The 14,015-nt window shown below is 58.2% G+C and carries 15 protein-coding genes; 6 read left to right on the plus strand and 9 right to left on the minus strand.

Features of this window, described 5'->3' with window-relative positions; genetic code table 11:
* From NW849_RS10985 to pstS, 3 genes are all read right to left on the minus strand, one after another.
* A partial coding sequence (locus NW849_RS10985) for a DnaJ C-terminal domain-containing protein (RefSeq protein ID WP_414357671.1) occupies positions 1-879 on the minus strand: 879 nt, incomplete at its 3' end.
* Between the two features lie 208 nt (positions 880-1,087).
* A complete protein-coding gene (dnaK, locus tag NW849_RS10990; RefSeq protein WP_414329477.1) occupies positions 1,088-2,980 on the minus strand; it encodes a molecular chaperone DnaK in 1,893 nt (630 codons plus the stop codon).
* Positions 2,981-3,270: 290 nt separating this feature from the next.
* On the minus strand, positions 3,271-4,371 hold the full coding sequence (gene pstS, locus NW849_RS10995; protein ID WP_414357672.1) for a phosphate ABC transporter substrate-binding protein PstS: 1,101 nt from the start codon (positions 4,369-4,371) through the stop codon (positions 3,271-3,273).
* A 447-nt stretch (positions 4,372-4,818) separates the two neighbouring features.
* On the opposite strand from pstS, the gene speA reads away from it, so the two are divergent.
* Positions 4,819-6,741, plus strand: coding sequence for a biosynthetic arginine decarboxylase (gene speA / locus NW849_RS11000; RefSeq protein WP_414357673.1), 1,923 nt, complete (start codon positions 4,819-4,821; stop codon positions 6,739-6,741).
* A gap of 113 nt (positions 6,742-6,854) precedes the next feature.
* Here the strand turns inward: speA and NW849_RS11005 are convergent, their stop codons facing one another.
* From NW849_RS11005 to NW849_RS11025, 5 genes are all read right to left on the minus strand, one after another.
* Positions 6,855-7,457, minus strand: coding sequence for a hypothetical protein (locus NW849_RS11005; protein WP_414357674.1), 603 nt, complete (start codon positions 7,455-7,457; stop codon positions 6,855-6,857).
* A gap of 70 nt (positions 7,458-7,527) precedes the next feature.
* Positions 7,528-7,773, minus strand: coding sequence for a GlsB/YeaQ/YmgE family stress response membrane protein (locus NW849_RS11010; protein ID WP_414357675.1), 246 nt, complete (start codon positions 7,771-7,773; stop codon positions 7,528-7,530).
* A gap of 499 nt (positions 7,774-8,272) precedes the next feature.
* The gene (locus tag NW849_RS11015) at positions 8,273-9,577 is read right to left on the minus strand and encodes a metallophosphoesterase family protein (RefSeq protein ID WP_414357676.1); all 1,305 of its coding nucleotides are present in this window, start codon (positions 9,575-9,577) and stop codon (positions 8,273-8,275) included.
* A 123-nt stretch (positions 9,578-9,700) separates the two neighbouring features.
* Positions 9,701-9,952 (minus strand): RNA recognition motif domain-containing protein, encoded by a 252-nt coding sequence (locus tag NW849_RS11020; RefSeq protein ID WP_011434316.1) that lies wholly within the window; start codon positions 9,950-9,952, stop codon positions 9,701-9,703.
* Between the two features lie 69 nt (positions 9,953-10,021).
* Positions 10,022-10,210: a hypothetical protein gene (locus NW849_RS11025; protein ID WP_414357677.1), complete on the minus strand. Its 189-nt coding sequence runs from the start codon at positions 10,208-10,210 to the stop codon at positions 10,022-10,024.
* A gap of 116 nt (positions 10,211-10,326) precedes the next feature.
* On the opposite strand from NW849_RS11025, the gene NW849_RS11030 reads away from it, so the two are divergent.
* The 4 genes from NW849_RS11030 to def all read left to right on the plus strand — a co-directional run bounded on the left by NW849_RS11030 (position 10,327) and on the right by def (position 11,883).
* Positions 10,327-10,506, plus strand: coding sequence for an NblA/ycf18 family protein (locus NW849_RS11030; protein WP_238376817.1), 180 nt, complete (start codon positions 10,327-10,329; stop codon positions 10,504-10,506).
* On the plus strand, positions 10,506-10,832 hold the full coding sequence (locus NW849_RS11035; protein WP_414357678.1) for a DUF2499 domain-containing protein: 327 nt from the start codon (positions 10,506-10,508) through the stop codon (positions 10,830-10,832). Before NW849_RS11030 ends, NW849_RS11035 begins: the two co-directional genes overlap by 1 nt.
* Positions 10,833-10,835: 3 nt before the next feature.
* Positions 10,836-11,150, plus strand: a complete 315-nt coding sequence (locus NW849_RS11040; RefSeq protein WP_011434312.1) for a DUF3593 domain-containing protein — start codon at positions 10,836-10,838, stop codon at positions 11,148-11,150.
* A 142-nt stretch (positions 11,151-11,292) separates the two neighbouring features.
* On the plus strand, positions 11,293-11,883 hold the full coding sequence (def, locus tag NW849_RS11045; RefSeq protein WP_414357679.1) for a peptide deformylase: 591 nt from the start codon (positions 11,293-11,295) through the stop codon (positions 11,881-11,883).
* Between the two features lie 38 nt (positions 11,884-11,921).
* Here def and NW849_RS11050 read toward each other — a convergent pair whose 3' ends face one another.
* A complete protein-coding gene (locus NW849_RS11050; RefSeq protein ID WP_414350209.1) occupies positions 11,922-12,275 on the minus strand; it encodes a hypothetical protein in 354 nt (117 codons plus the stop codon).
* A 199-nt stretch (positions 12,276-12,474) separates the two neighbouring features.
* Between NW849_RS11050 and cbiD the strand changes: the two genes are divergently transcribed.
* Complete coding sequence (gene cbiD / locus NW849_RS11055) at positions 12,475-13,581, plus strand: cobalt-precorrin-5B (C(1))-methyltransferase CbiD (protein WP_414357680.1); 1,107 nt, start codon at positions 12,475-12,477, stop codon at positions 13,579-13,581.
* The last annotated feature ends 434 nt before the right edge of the window (positions 13,582-14,015 follow it).

The following is a 14,015-nucleotide window of genomic DNA, read 5'->3' on the forward strand; positions in this document are numbered from 1 at the left end:
CTGGGTGGGCAAATGGATCTGCACCACCACGTAAAAATCCCCCCGTTCTCCGTTGCCTTTGGGAAATCCCCTTTCCGCCAGCCGCAACTTTCGCCCCGGCTGCATGCCAGGTGGGATCCGCAGCTTCACCACCCCATCCAAGGTGGGCACCTCCACCTGGGCGCCCAAAACCGCTTCGCTGGGGCTGATGGGCAGATCGCAGTAAACGTCGAATCCCTCTAGGCGATAGAAGGGGTGGTCTTTCAGCTCAATTTTAAGGTACAGATCACCGGCACCGCCGTTGGGGTTGGGGTGGCCTTGGCCGCGCAGGCGAATCCGCTTCCCTGGCGTAATTCCCGGCGGGATGTTTACCTCGAGCACGCGATCCCCGCCCACCCGCAGGCGACGCTTGCCCCCCTCAAAAGCTTCTGGAATGCTGATCTGGATGGTGGCCTCAGCATCGTAACTGGTGTTGCCGCTGGATCCCGAAAATCCGCTGCTGCGGTCTGTGGTTTGGCTGCGCACCCGGCCCAGCAGTTGATCGATGAAGTCTTGAAAATCATCAAATTGGCTGAAATCGACGCCACTCCCCCCAAATCCGCTCCCCCCAAAGTCTTGGCTGAAGGGGCTGCTGCTGTAGGTGTAGGCATCGCGGCTGGAGCGAAACCCGCCCTGCTGATAGTATTGGCCAAATTGGTCGTATTGCCTGCGCTTGCTGGGATCCGAGAGAACTTCGTAGGCTTCGTTAATGTCTTTGAATTTCTCTTCAGCCGCTTTGTCGTTGGGGTTGACATCTGGGTGATACTTGCGGGCTAGGCGCCGATAGGCTTGTTTCACCTCATCGGCAGTGGCCGTTTTGCTGACCCCCAAAATCTTGTAGTAGTCCTTAAAGTTTTGCATGGAGGCGTCCGCAGGCAAATCGCTGAGAGTGGGCAGAAAACCACGAGGCTAGGCGTCCCCGGCAAGGGCTCCTTCCCTCCGACCTACTGAAGAAAATGAGGAGGCGGGCTAGACGCCATCGCCCATCCCGTCCCTCCTCATTATCGGCGCTACAAGTAAGGGCGGGATCCGCCCTGGGCCCGCAGCCCACGGAGGGATCCCTGAGCAGTCACTTGCTCTCGGTGAAGTCGGCATCGATCACATCATCGCTGCCGCCGGAGGTTTTCCCTGAGCCGGGAGTGGGGCCAGAGGAGGCCCCCGGCTGTTGATACAGCTCGCTGCTCATGGCGTAGAGAGCCTCTTGCAGCTCCCGCTCTTTGCTCTGGATGGCGCTGTCGTCCTCCCGCTGGATGGCCTCCCGCAGTTCTCGCACCAGAGTCTCGATTTGGCTGCGTTTGCTGGAGGAGATCTTGTCGCCCAACTCCTTCAACTGCCGCTCGGCTTGGTAGGCCAGCGAGTCGGCCTTGTTGCGGCGCTCAATTTTCTCCCGGCGGGCCCGGTCTTCGGCAGCGTATTTTTCTGCCTCAGCAATCATGCGCTCCACCTCTTTGCTATCCAAAGTAGAGGCGCCGGTGATGGAGATGCTCTGCTCTTTGCCGCTGCCTTTGTCTTTGGCCGTCACCTTGAGGATGCCATTGGCGTCGATGTCGAAGGTGACCTCGATCTGCGGCACACCGCGAGGGGCCGGCGGGATCCCGTCCAGCTTGAAGCGGCCCAGAGATTTGTTGTCGCGGGCCAGCTCTCGCTCCCCTTGCACCACGTGGATTTCCACAGAGGTCTGCCCATCTTCGGCAGTGGAGAAGATCTCCGACTTGCGGGTGGGGATGGTGGTGTTGCGCGGGATGAGCTTGGTGGCCACACCGCCCAGGGTTTCCACCCCCAAGGACAAGGGGGTGACATCCAGCAGCAGCACGTCTTTGACTTCGCCCGCCAGCACACCCGCTTGGATGGCCGCCCCAACCGCCACCACCTCATCGGGGTTGACACTTTGGTTGGGTTCTTTGCCCAGCAGCTCCCTCACCAGCCGCTGCACCGCCGGAATGCGGGTGGATCCCCCCACCAGCACCACTTCGTTGATGTCGGCCTTGGTGAGCTTGGCATCCCGCAGGGCTTGTTCCACCGGCCCCTTGCAGCGCTCCAGCAGGTCGGCACAGAGGTGTTCAAATTGAGCGCGGGAGAGCTTCAGCTCTAGGTGTTTGGGCCCATCGGCAGTGGCAGTGATGAAGGGCAGGTTGATGGTGGTTTCGGAAACGCTGGACAGCTCGATCTTGGCTTTTTCCGCAGCTTCCGTTAGCCGTTGCAGCGCCTGCCGGTCTTGCCGCAGGTCGATCCCTTCCATTTGCTTAAACTGCTCGGCCATCCAATCGACGATCTTCTTGTCGAAGTCATCGCCGCCCAACTGCGTATCGCCGCTGGTGGATTTCACCTCGAAAACACCATCCCCCACTTCCAGGATGGACACGTCGAAGGTGCCGCCGCCCAGGTCGAAGACGAGGATGGTCTCGTTGTTGCGCTTGTCCAAGCCGTAGGCCAAAGAGGCTGCTGTCGGCTCGTTGATGATGCGCAGCACTTCCAAACCGGCAATGCGGCCCGCATCTTTGGTGGCCTGCCGCTGCGAGTCATTAAAGTAAGCAGGAACCGTGATCACCGCTTGGGTGACCGGTTGGCCCAGGTAGCGGCTGGCATCATCCGCTAGCTTGCGCAGCACCATGGCCGAAATCTCTTCCGGCGCAAATTCCTTGTTCAGGCGGGGTGCGTACAGTTTGACATTGCCCCGCTCGTCCCGCCGCACCTGGTAGGAGACCCGCTTGGAATCGGCATTCAGCTCATCGTACCTACGACCGATGAACCGCTTAACCGAGTAAAACGTGTTTTCCGGGTTGAGCACCGCTTGGCGGCGGGCCATTTGGCCCACCAGGCGCTCTCCATCTTTGGTGAAGGCGACCACCGAGGGTGTGGTGCGAGTACCCTCAGCATTGGCGATGACGGTGGGGACACCCCCCTCCATTACGGCGACAACCGAGTTGGTTGTGCCCAGGTCAATTCCTACAACTTTTCCCATCGGCTCCTTATTCTCCTCTTCTTGAGTACATTGCTTCGGTTACCGCCGCCAGCCTGTGTGAAGTAGCTTGGGCAGCCAATCTGTGAAAATCCGGCAGATGCTTGGTCACTTCCTGGGTCGATCCTAACCAGCTGGTTGGCGAGGCCAGGGCGAGAATGCCGCCCATTTCTCGGGGCTGAAGGGCAGACCGGTTACGGATCTCCGTACCTGCAGCAGCCTTGCTTTCGGTGCCGCTTGGGGTATGGCCTGGGTTGGCAGCTATTGGCAACTCTTGGGGGACTGCTGCCAGGCTAGCTCTGGATAAGCTGCAGCGCCTCCAGGCCGCGGTTCACAACGGTTGCGGCCAGGGGCAGGTAGCCCATCTCCTCGGCCAGGGCTTGTCCTTCGGTAAGGGCCCAGCGGAGCACAGCTTGCAGGGCGGCGGCCATGGCGGGATCCGAGTACCGGCGGTAGGTCAGGATCCAGGTGTAGGTGACGATGGGATACGCTCCAGGGCCAGCGGGATCCGGCACAAAAGCCCGCAGGTTTTCCGGCAGCTCAATTTCGCTCAAGGCCAGGGCCGAGGCTTCCGGGGAGGGGAGAATGAACTCGCCGCGGCGGTTCTCCAGAGCTGCCACCGACAGATCCAGCTCGCGGGCATAGACCGACTCCACGTAGCCGATCACCCCTTCGCTGAGAAGCATTTGGGCGCTCATGCCCTCGTTGCCTTTCACCCCAATGCCCACCGGCCACTCCAGCGACATGCCAGCACCGACTTCCGAGGCCCAAGCCGGATCGATGGCCGCCAGGTGGCGGGTAAAGGTATCGGTGGTGCCGCTGCCATCGGAGCGGTAGCAGACGGTGATGGGCAGATCGGGAATGGTTAGCTCCGGGTTCAGGGCCAGGATCTCCGGATCCCGCCACTGGTCGATTTGGCCGCGAAAGATCTTCACCAAAACGGGTCGAGACAGCTTGAGTCCAGAAGGGATCCCCGGCAGGTTGTAGCCTACGGCAATGCTGCCTGCGGTCATCGGGATCATGACCACACCCCGCTTCACCTCGGCGATCTCGGCATCGGTCATGGCCACATCACTGGCGGCAAAGTCCACTGTCTGGTCAATAAATTGCCGGATCCCAGCGGCGCTGCCCACCGGTTGGAAATTGATCTCCACCTTGGGATCCACCTGGCGGTAATCGGAAAACCAGCGCAAGTAAAGAGGAGCCGGAAAGGTGGACCCGGCCCCGTTGATCAGCAAAACTTTGTCGGAGGACTGGCTGCCGGAGGCAGGAACGGGATCCCTGCCCCTGGGTTGGTCAGAACGGGATCCCCTTTGGCAGGCGCTCAAGGTAGCGCCGGTGGCCAATAAAGAAAGCAACACTTCTCGGCGACGGAAGCGGGGCAGTTGAGCCATGGTTCAGGTTCTCCGAGGTCACCGCCCCGATCCTTGTCTTGCCCACGGGGCCCTGTCAAGGGTTGCCGGCGAGAGCTCTTGGGATCCCGTGCGTGGCCCACTTTCCCCAGGTGGCTGTCTTTCCCTCTGTACCATCCCCGTATTCCTCGCTACGCTTCCCAGCAAAAGTCGGGATCCGACCCAAGCTCAGAAAGGAGAGACGGAAAACGGAGAATTCAAGAGGAAAATCAAGAAAAACAGCGCAAACAAGAGATTGAGCGAGATGACTTCTGCGGCAGTTGAATAGAGATCCTCAAGCTAAACCCTTGTCTGGCAAGGCTTAGCGGTTTTTGGGCCTGAGTCCCCCCGCATTGGAAAAACCTTGACATATTCTGGAATAGGGCAATATATTGTGGATTCTGTGCAGAAATCCTGCGCTGTTCACATCTCGGTATCTGGGGGACTACTATGCCGACTTTGACTCGTTCTCCCTGGACACTGCGAGACAGCGAAAAGCTCTATCGCATCTCAGGTTGGGGGGATCCCTACTTCCGTATCAACGCCGCCGGTCATGTGGAGGTGACCCCACAGGGCTTACAGCAGCAGGAACCGGGCATTGACCTGTACCACTTGGTGATGGATCTGGTGGCGCGGGGCCTGCAGTTGCCCCTCTTGATTCGCTTTCCCGAGATCGTGGCCGACCGCATGCGGCAAATTTGCGAGAGCTTTCAGCAGGCCATCCAGCGCTTTGGCTACCCCAACGTGTATCGAGGGGTCTATCCCGTCAAGGTGAACCAGCAGCGCCACCTGGTAGAAGAAGTGGTGAAACACGGTCGTGCCTACCACTTTGGCCTGGAGGCGGGATCCAAACCGGAGCTGTTGATTGCCCTGGCTCTGCTGGATACTCCTGGGGCTTTGTTGATCTGCAACGGCTACAAAGACCGCGACTTTATGGAGACGGCCCTCTTGGCCCAGCGGCTGGGGCGCACCCCGATCATCGTTTTGGAGCGGCTGCAAGAGCTGGAGCTGGTGCTGCAGGCTGCCGACCAACTGGGCATCGACCCCATCTTGGGGGTGCGGGCCAAACTCTCGGCCCAAGGGAGCGGGCGCTGGGGCACCTCGGCTGGGGATCGGGCTAAGTTCGGCCTCACGGCCACCGAGATTTTGCAAGTGGTGGAACGGCTGCGGGAAGCGGGCAAGCTGCATTGTCTACGCCTGTTGCACTACCACATCGGCTCCCAGATCTCGATGGTGAGCGTGCATGGACGAGCCGTGCGGGAAGCCAGCCAAATCTACATCGAACTCACCAAGCTGGGGGCACCCATGGGCTACCTGGATATCGGCGGTGGCTTGGGGGTTGATTACGACGGATCCCAGTCCCCCAATCCTTTTTCCCAGAGCTACAGCATGGAGGACTACGCCGCCACCGTGGTGCAGACCGTGCTCACCGCCCTAGAACCCCACGGGATCCAGCCGCCGGTACTGGTGACCGAAAGCGGACGCGCCCTGATGTCCCACCAGTCGGTGCTGGTGTTTGACGTGCAAGATGTCAACGCTGCCAGCCCCTACCCGATGCCCACCCAGCTTACTTCCGATGCAGAGGTGATCCAGAAGCTAAACCAGCTTTACTACCAAATCCAGCCCGATACTCTGGTGGTCAATTACCGCCGTTGTCAGGAGCTGAAGGAGGCTGCTCTGCGTCAGTTCACCGAGGGATCCCTCAGCTTGCAGGAGCGAGCTGAAGTGGAGCGGCTGTTCTGGAACTGCTCCGACAAGATCTGCACCTTGGCCTACGAGCAGCACCAAGCGGGGCATCCGGTGGCGGTGGATCTCTTGGATCTGGACGAAATGTTGGCCAGCATCTACTACGGCAATTTCTCTCTATTCCAATCCCTGCCCGATAGCTGGGCCATCGACCAGGTCTTCCCCATCATGCCGATTCATCGTCTGGATGAGGAGCCACGCCAATGGGCCACCCTGGCGGATCTGACCTGCGACAGCGACGGCAAGATCAACCGCTTCTTCGGCGAAGATGGGCAGATCACCTCGGTCTTGCCGCTGCACGACCCCAACGGACATCCCTACCTGCTGGGGGTGTTTCTGGGGGGCGCTTACCAGGAGATTCTCGGAGATCTGCACAACCTGTTTGGCGATACCAACGCGGTGCATATCCGCTCCCGCCCCGGCGGCTACCACGTTTCCCAAGTCATCAAGGGGGACACCATTGGCGAAGTGCTGAGCTGGGTGCAGTACAACAGCGAAGATCTGGTGGAGACCCTCCACCACGCCACCGAAGCCGCCCTACAACGGGGGCAGATCAGCCTATCCCAGGCCCGCGCCTTGCAACGGCACTTTGAAGACAATCTGCGGGCCTACACCTACTTGCACTGAAGGTGGTGTTCCTCGAAAAAATCCCTAAAACCAAACAGGGATCCCGGCCTAAAACCGGGATCCTTTTTGCTTCCAGATCAAACCAAATCAAAACCAGATCAAAAATTTGTCGATCACAGACGCACCGGACTGTCCAAAGCCAAGTTAATCGTTTGGTTAGGGCGCAACACCACGACTTGAGGTGCTGTGATATTGCCCACCGCCACTCCGGCTCCGGCTCCGCCAATGACCCCTAAGGCAGAAACGCCTCCTGTGAGCAAGCCCAGCACCGTACCCCCCACAGCACCAATGGCTGCATCTTGAGCAATCGCTTCGGCAGAATAGTGGCGCGGGTCTTTGTCGTCGTGGATCAAATCAGAAGACATCTGTACCGAGTAAAGTCGCCCATTGACAATCAAAGCCGTGCCGAAGAACCTGGCCCCTCCCTGAGTCGGTCGCAAGCTGCCTCGCACCTCGCTGCCTGCTGGGATTACCAATTGGCCGCTGCCGTTGTAGATGTCCTGAGCCACCCGCAGGGTAAGTGGGTGGGTGCTGTTGGGGCTGAAGTACTGGGGCTCTTCTCCCTTGAAGCTTTGGACGGGAATGATGGTGCCCGGCTGCAGTTGGCGCACTCCCAAATCAAACAAGTGCTGGGCAGAAGCAGATGGCATTGTCAACAGACCCAAGCTGGGGATGGCTAAGCCAATCATCGCTGCCGAAAGAACACGAATGCTCATAAAAATTCTCCGGTAAATGTTCGATCAAGATCCCAACGGAAACACAAGCCCTTGCGGGCCATCTTAAAGATCAAGCCCGACGAACAAAGCTAATTAACGCCAACAAAACCAAAGCCCCAATCGTGGCCATCAACAAGCTTCCCAACAGGCCCGTAGCCGACAGGCCAAGTAAATCGAAGAGGAATCCTCCAAAAAATGCCCCGCAAACACCAACAATTATGTTGCCTATCAAGCCAAAGCCATAGCCGCGTCGGATATTTCCTGCCAGCCAACCTGCTAGGGCTCCGATTAGGAGAAACCAAAGTATGCTGTTCATAGAACCTACTTCCTCAAGGTATGCCGTTCCTACAGATTACCCCTTGTTGCAAGAAAATAAATGCTCCAAGAACCAACCTTCTATACACTCGGCACACTTGACGGCTACTTACCAAATTGGTAGCCTTTGCCGAGAACAGATGGTTATTTGTCTTTTGATAACAGACCTCTATGGAGATAAAGATAAGAATCTTGTGAATGATTATGAAAGGGATCCCCCGCTCGCTGCGACTTCACAGCCCCCAGGCCCTAAACAAAAAAAGACTGGCAGTGTGAGGTCTACCAGTCTGAGTCAGTTCCCTGTGAGTGAGCTGATGCCGTCGTTGCCAACGTCTTCAACCCGATTCCCAGTTTGTGTTGCTTTTTGCCATTTCGAAGTGATTCAGATCACTTGAAACTTGAGGAGCCCGCAGCTTTGGCGAGCACTCCTGTCCTGATTTCTTCGTACAGGGATCCCCAATCCCCACCCCTACGAACCCTGAGGCGACAAAGGGAGCATCTCAAAACAAAGGCAACTGCTCCTCTTCTGCTGAGGCAGGGCTTGAAGCTCCCGGCTCCTCCCAGTTGGGATCCCAGTCCTGCAAGGGATCCGCATATTCCTCCAACAACTGACGGGCGGCGGCCAGCAAATCGTTGTGCAAGGGGGCCAGATCGCTGCGGTTGGCCAAATACTGCTCCAGAGCCGTCAGGGGCTCAAGTCGGTTGGGATCCAAGCCCGGCAAACGGATACGGCTGGGGCTGACCACTTCTGGGGCGATGGTGTAGCTAAAAGCAGGGGCAAGAGCGTTGTGCAAAGCCCGCTCATCAATGCAGTCTAGCTGGTCGGGGCGTATGCGGTAGATCAACCGCAGGATGGAGCCGGCCACGGGGGCCTTGGCGATGGCGGCCAGCAGCTTGGACTGCGCCTGCTGGGGTGGATCTGCGCTCAGATCCAGGCGAATGGTGTGAAAGGTACGGGTTGGCAGGGGCAAAAATTCATAGCTGGCCCCCGTAGGGGTGACTTCCACCAGCACACAGCCTTTTTCCTCTTTTTCTTCGCCAAAATCCACCCGCTCAATGCTGCCGGGATAGAGCATCAAGGGATCCCGACACAGCACCTGGTGACGGTGGACATGCCCCAAGGCAACATATTGGTAGGCAGGTCGAGCCAGCAGCGAAAGGGGCACCGTAAATCCTCTGCCCACCGAAAGATGGCGTTCTGCTCCGTAGCGGGCTGTCTCCACCATGACGTGAGCCAACAAAATCGCCGGGATCCCTGGCTGCAGGGTGCGGATCTCCCCTTCTAGGGCTAGGCGGAGGCGCTGCAGGAGCTGATGCGCGAGGATTTCCCCTTCAAGCGCCAAGCTTTCCTGTTGGGCGAGTAGAGCAGAGCGACTCAGCCAAGGTAAAGTGGTCACCTGCACCGGGCCACCGCGAGTTTCGATCCGATGAGTTTCCAGTCTGTCCCCCACAATAAAGCCTGAGACCCCCAAAGCGCGGTAGATAGCCAGGCTGTTGCCTCCCTGTCCCTGCCCGTACTGATCGTGGTTGCCCACCAACAGGACGGTTGGGATCCCAGCATCGGCCAAGCGGCGAAACTGCTGGGCAAAAAGCTCTTGATGGAGAGGGGGGGGTGTCGCATCGGGGAAAGCATCGCCCCCAAACAACACCAGATCCACCGCTTGGTTGAGAGCATGGTCAATGCACAAGCGCAAAGAAGCTACAAAATCTTCCAAACGGGTATTCAGGCCGGTAGCTGGGTTAATGTGGCCGTAGGCGAGACCACTGCCCAGATGAATGTCGGAAAGATGTAGCAACCTTACCATCTTGGGCGCTCTTGGAGACTTTGCAGCTCTCCCATCTGTTGGGATAAACCTTGCCGTTCGCGTTAGCGGGACGGAGTCCTTTGGTTGTCTAGAATCGCAGACCCAGGGTTGAACAATCTCCGCTTAAGCTTGCCGACGGGGCCTGGCTCGATCCAAACGCAAAGGCCGACCCATGAATTCTTGCCCGTTCGCGCTCTCAATAGCTTCATCTTCCTCGGCCTCGGTTGCCAGATCCACAAACGCGAAGCCTCGTGTCTGCCCGGTTTCTCGGTCTATCGGGATTGTAACCGACTTAACGTTCCACCTCTGCTGGAAGAAAGCTTTTAGTTCTTCTGTTGAGGCTTTATAGTTTAGGTTCCCCACAAAAATGGTCATAGCAATTCAAGCAAAGTAAGTCACCAATCAGCAAGGGTGGCAACAAAGCTCCAGAGTACTTCACTTCTATCATGGAGCCCTGCCGAATCGCCGAACATGACGGGATGTAAAGGGATCCCTGCCGGAAAATCTTCCCCCTTCCCCATCCAAAATGCACCTTTGTCCAACTTGACGGGCCTGTACTTTTTCTGCCACTGGGTTGAGGTTCTCTGCCCTCGCCTCGGCCAAGCTCCCTTCCGGCACGTCGAGATCCGGCATCTTGTCACGTTGTTGCGATTTGTTAAGATATGTATTATCCTGCTTGCACTACCTGGCCAGATCTGCGCTGTTGGAACTCTTTGCAGACCTCTCTACCTGAGCACCCTGAGGTGATAATGATGGATGAAACGCTAGAGCTCTCTTTGGAGCAGCAATTTCGCCAGCGGGCTTTCGAGACCTTGGTTTCTCGCATGAGCCCCGAGCAGGCCAAAGACATTTTGGTCAAACTGCACAAGCAAATGCTGTTGCAGGAGGCCACTTACCGCCAACTGCTCCGTCATTCCCTCAGCGCCTGATGCACGCCCTTTCGCTTCCCACCTGGTGGATTCACGTTGCCAGTGTTTTGGAGTGGATCGCTGCTGTTGTTCTCGTGTGGCAATTTGGGGAGCGGGTGGGCCAGCCCGAATGGCGAAGTTTGAGCTGGGCGATGCTGCCCGCTTTGTCGGGGGCAATGTGCGCAATCACCTGGCACTGGTTTGACAACGACCCCAAGTTGGACTGGGTGGTCACTGCACAGGCCAGCTTCACCTTGCTGGGCAACTGCACCTTGGCTTGGGCTGCTTACCGCATTTGGCGGGCTGAAAGGGTGGATGAGCCTGCACAGAAGGGGGATCCCGACTAGGCGATGAACAGTTTATTTGCCCTCTCTCTGTTCCCTTACTTGGTCTTTTTATTCTTCCTGTCGCGGCTGCGCCGGATCCCACGTTTGGCTTTGGTTGGATTTTGGCTGTTGTTGCTTTTTGTGGCCGTCAGCATCCCGGCAGGGCTGTACGCTCAGATGCACTACGGCACTTCCCTGGCCAATGTGGATCCCTTGCATGGAGGGGCAGAGGCTTTTCTCACCCTCTCCAATATTTTGGTGGCCTTGGGCTTTAAGCAGGGAATTGACCAACAGGCCCAACGACTTCCAGAGGCTGGCGACGGCAACCCTGAGCCATGATCATCCCAAACAGGTCCCTACCTCCTCTTCAAAATCAAAAAGGAGAAGAGAGTTAGGCAACAGTGGTTTCGGCGCAACTGGGACTGAATGTAGAATAGGGATCCAGGCCTGATACCTGCTGTTATTCTGTGAGATCTGCCAGATGGTGGCTACCCTTTCTGTTGCCGTTCCCAAAGTGAAGCTGAAGCATCCGCCCCTGCGCATTTATCGCATGGGGGACAAGGTGCTGCGGCAGCCGGCCAAGCGCATCAGCCAGGTCAACGACGAGATCCGCCAGCTTGCCCGGGACATGCTGCAGACCATGTACAGCTTTGATGGGATTGGTCTGGCGGCTCCGCAGGTTGGCATTCCCAAGCGCATGATTGTGGTGGATCTTTATCCCGATAAGCCGGAGGTGCCACCGCTGGTGCTGATCAACCCGGAGATCCGGGAGTACATTGGCGAGGCCGTTGCCGGGCAGGAGGGTTGTCTAAGCATTCCGGGGGTGTTTTGCGAGGTCGTGCGCCCAGAAGGGATTGTGGTTTCGTTTAAGGATGAAACGGGGCGGCCCCGCACCCTTCGAGCGGACGATTTGCTGGGGCGGGTGATCCAGCACGAAATCGACCACCTCAACGGCGTGTTGTTTGTGGATCACGTGGAAAACGAGCTGGTGCTGGATCAAGAGCTGCGCAAACACGGCTTCCAGATGCAGGATGTGCAACGCAAAGGCAAGCCCTCTGCTGTTCCCCGTTGAAGCCTTTCCAGACTAGTCCGGACGACTGTCGGTTTGGTTTAGTGTTGCAAGCGCTGGGCCAAGAGCTGCTCTTCCAGAGCGGCAATGCGGTTGTAGGCAGCGGTTAACTGGGCACTCAGGCGCTGTATTTGGGCTTCGGGGGCCAGCTCATGCCCCATGCTGCGGTTGCTCACCACGGTGGGTTCATCATCCAGCAGGAAGTTGTGGCTGCCATCTTCCACCAAGTCTGAGATTAGAACGCTGTAACGGGAGGGGGCGGGGGTGTTTTTTTTGGCTTCCTGGGTAGCCAGGAGAACAGCCACCACCTGCTCGGGCATCCGCTCGATGGCAGCTTTTAGCTCCTGTATTTGCGACTCCAGACGCTCAAGGTAGTGCTGCACTGCTTCGCTCATAGCTGCCCCAGTTTTCGACTACCTTCATTGAAAAAGGCAAATTTCGGATCCCCTCTTCTTCCCCCAGATCATTTAACGATTGCTTCCGGGAGGTGTTCCCCGAAACTCCTGGGTTCTCTCACAAGCCACAATTGAGGTGTGCATTTTCCGGAGATTTTGGTTTTCCGGTTACCCATTTCCCAAGCAAAAATCTGTGCAGATGCAGGATGCTGTTCAGGGATCCCGACCGCGGGGCTATACCTTGCCGGTTTTCGCCGTTGCTTCGGCCAGAGCTGCTCTTCACCACCTTCTGGGGATCCCTTTGGAGAAGGAAGGGGGGCGCTTGGCGATTGCGGTGCAGGCTGAGCCCCAGTCCCCTGAGGCTCGGATCCACATCCCGGTGGAGCAGGTAGCTGCCTTGGAGAAGACAACAGCTCTGGCCATTACCCGCTCGGATCCCGGCCCCCACCTGGATCTCACCCGCGACACACCGGTCTGGGCTTGGGTGAGGTTGGAGGAGAGGGATCCCGAGGATCCCCCCTTGATCTTGGAAGCCGGGGAAGGGCTGGGGCGACGCACCGATGGCAGCCCGGCCATTTATGCCTATGCCCGCCGTTTGTTTGAGATCAATCTTTTGCCCGGGATCCCAGAGGGCTGCCGCCTGCGGGTGCGCATCATTTTGCCGGAAGGAAAGCTCCTGGCGGAGCGCACCTCCAATGCCGCTTTTGGGGTGCTGGAAGGGCTGGCCCTGTTGGGAACGCGGGCGGAGGTGGAGCCTTCCTCAAGTGTTGAGAGCTTAGAGCAAGCCCGCCAAGAGCTGCAACAAAAGTTGGAGCGGCACAAGCATTTGATCTTTTGCGTGGGCAGCCATGGGCAGCAGGTGGCGCTGGGGCAAGGGATCCCGGAAGACCAGATCCTGCGAGTAGCCAATTGGATAGGGCCGTTGCTGGTGGAAGCGGCGCTGCGGGGGGCGGAGTCCATTCATTTGATCGGCTACCACGGCAAGCTGATCAAGCTGGCAGGGGGGATCTTCACCACCTCTAGCCACGTGGCCGATGCCCGCTTGGAAATTCTGGCGGCAGCCCTGATCCGGCGCGGGGGAACGGCAGAACAGGCGCGGCAGGTGTTGGAGTTGCGGACAGTAGAGGCAGCGGTGCACTATCTGGATGGCCTTGGCTGGGCAGCACCCGTGATGCAGGAGTTGGCCCGTCAAATCCTGGAGCGAGCCGCAGGCTATGTGCAGAAATACGCCAGCCGATCCCTGCCCTTGCGGGTGACGTTGTTCGACCGACAGGGGCACATCTGCGCCCAGGCTGGGATCCCATAATGAGGTCATTTCGATTGAGACGAGGACATTGCAATCCCCCCGGATCCTCAACCATTTTTCTCCCGAAGTGTCTTAAGCGCTCCGTGCCGCCAAAGGCAACCACCCCCGGCTCCTCTCCCTTTAGTCCGTGCTCCAAAAGTCAATCCCTCTGCTCGAAACCCGCTGAGCAACGGTGGATCCCGGCCAAGACCACATAGGAGAGCGTTACGGCTGAGGAAGCAGATCCACTTTCCCAGCCACTGCCAATCAGACTCAGGTTGGCACTGGGATCCCACACCTAGTTCCCGGAGATGTTGACACTATCCACCCGCCAGCGAGTGGCCGAGCCGGAAGCTGTACCAGAAGAGCGATAGCGGAAGGCAATGTAAACACGGTTGGAAGGCTGGATCCCAGCCAGAGAAATCGGGCCGGAGTCGACGAAGCTGCCCGTAGAG

The organism is Synechococcus sp. R55.3 (assembly GCF_047461975.1).
GTDB lineage: Bacteria > Cyanobacteriota > Cyanobacteriia > Thermostichales > Thermostichaceae > Thermostichus.